This is a genomic window from Photobacterium chitinilyticum, from assembly GCF_004104355.1.
GTDB classification, from domain to species: domain Bacteria; phylum Pseudomonadota; class Gammaproteobacteria; order Enterobacterales; family Vibrionaceae; genus Photobacterium; species Photobacterium chitinilyticum.
In genome coordinates, this window is the sequence record NZ_RJLM01000049.1 from 1 (window position 1) to 1,835 (window position 1,835).

The 1,835-nt window shown below is 40.4% G+C and carries 2 protein-coding genes; both read right to left on the reverse strand.

All coding sequences use genetic code 11. The features are described 5' to 3' along the window. Positions 1 to 233: 233 nt before the first annotated feature. On the reverse strand, positions 234 to 749 hold the full coding sequence (locus EDI28_RS25640) for a GNAT family N-acetyltransferase (protein WP_128786673.1): 516 nt from the start codon (positions 747 to 749) through the stop codon (positions 234 to 236). Positions 750 to 871: 122 nt separating this feature from the next. Continuing rightward, complete coding sequence (locus EDI28_RS25650) at positions 872 to 1,672, reverse strand: hypothetical protein (protein ID WP_128786674.1); 801 nt, start codon at positions 1,670 to 1,672, stop codon at positions 872 to 874. Positions 1,673 to 1,835 lie beyond the last annotated feature (163 nt).

Consider the following 1,835-nt stretch of genomic DNA (forward strand, 5'->3'; position numbering starts at 1 on the left):
GTCTATTTTCTTTGAAAGCATCCAGCACCATAACAAAGCAGGAAAACTTCAATATGCTAGCGACTAAGAACGACCCGAGTAGCAAGAAAACGATCGCCACGTTGCCTGTACGCCCCTGCGCCATAACGCCTGCAATAAGGTGCCCCACGTTGAACTAACAAAGCGCACCGAACTCCGAACCAAAAATGCCGAGTGTAACGGGTCACTTTGATTGCTTTGTTATGCCGCCAGGCTCATAAGTTTATCCAGTATCTTGCTATAGGATTTGGAAAAACATTACCCATTATAATTTGCTCAAATAAACCACCATTTGACTCAATGATTTTCCGAGAGCCAGCATTATCATCGTCTGCTGTTATTAGGACTTTTTTAAGCCCAAGCAATGAAGCTTTTACTAATCCCAATTTGAGAATCTTTGTACCATAGCCCTTTCGACGAAAGCTTGGAGCTATATCGTAACCAATATGGCCACCTTCAAGGGATAGAAATGGATTATCAATGTTATGGCGAATTCTTATAATACCTGAGATGTCACCGGTTTCGTTTAGCAACCAGTAATGGTTACAAGGTACATAGCCTTCAGGCAGGTTGATTCCTTGAGCCTCATCATTAAGTGATTTAACGTAGTTTGAGAAGCTCTTTTTCGCAGCTAAATAGTACTCTGCATTATCAGGGTCAGATATCTCAAAATCGCCGACAAGTCTTAAAAACTCTTTCTCTTTTTCCAAAGTTGGAGAGATTAACTCCATTTACATTTCTCCTTTAGGCATAACGCCTGCAATAAGGTGTGCCCCACTGAACCAGCAAAGCACACTGAACTCCGTACCAAAACCGCCGAGTGTAACGCATCACCTTGATTGCCTTGTTATGTTCATGATACGCCTGAACTTTCGGCTTTTGAGTATGAAGTTAATGTTTTCAACTCCTCTTCACTATAAGAGAACTCCGTCAGTTTGTTGATATAGTCTAAATAGAACTCGTAGGGGTTAGAGGTTGCCCCTCTGCTCTCATAAATGTAACTGACTGACTCATCTGGACCGTCAAGTAGATAGGATGTAACAATCATTGTCCCACCACTTCGCAATATAAAGTATCTTGGCACCGACTTTGACACGTGTATGCTGACATTCTTGTTTACGCTTTCACCAATACCAAACCTTGATACAAAGTCAGATATATTTTCTTGAGCGTCCCGTACTAACCGCTTTCCTTTTCCTTCAACTTTACTTTGGATTAAAACTTGGTCTGAATTTGGGTCAGCAAAAATAACTCTCACTCGAAAGCCTTCCTTTGACTTATCCTCAATTCTTTGAATAATTCTATTTTGGTCGATAAACCCATTCATAGCGATTCCAACAATATCGAGTTCTTTGCTTCTACCACATGATCTAAAGAAACTCTCAAGACTTTCACCATCGCTAATAAAAGAATGGTAACCAGGTGCGAAGTCCTTAATCCCCAAATCTTCAAAGTTTTTGGCTTTAATTGCTTTTTCAAAATCTTGATGTGATATATACAACGCAATGCTAGCTGATAACAAAGCAATCCCTAAATTATGGGCCACTGTCGAAAAAGTCACATTGCCTGCGAATTCAGACAAAACAATCAAAATCAACCCAAAAAAACCAACATTAAGGGCTCTTGATACAAAAAACTTCTTAATCCAATCCATCACTTCTCCTTGTGAACATAACGCCTAGTATAAGGTGCGCCACGACCAACTCACCAAGCCCACTAAACTCCAAACCAAAAATGCCGAGTCAAACAAGTCACCTTGATACCTTTGTTATGCAACTCCATCCATTAATACGATCATACTTGGCCGAAAATCCTTC

Bases quoted from the DNA above. Each gene is read 5' to 3' on its own strand.
- EDI28_RS25640 (WP_128786673.1), bottom strand. From the start codon at position 749: ATGGAGTTAATCTCTCCAACTTTGGAAAAAGAGAAAGAGTTTTTAAGA.
- EDI28_RS25650 (WP_128786674.1), bottom strand. From the start codon at position 1,672: ATGGATTGGATTAAGAAGTTTTTTGTATCAAGAGCCCTTAATGTTGGT.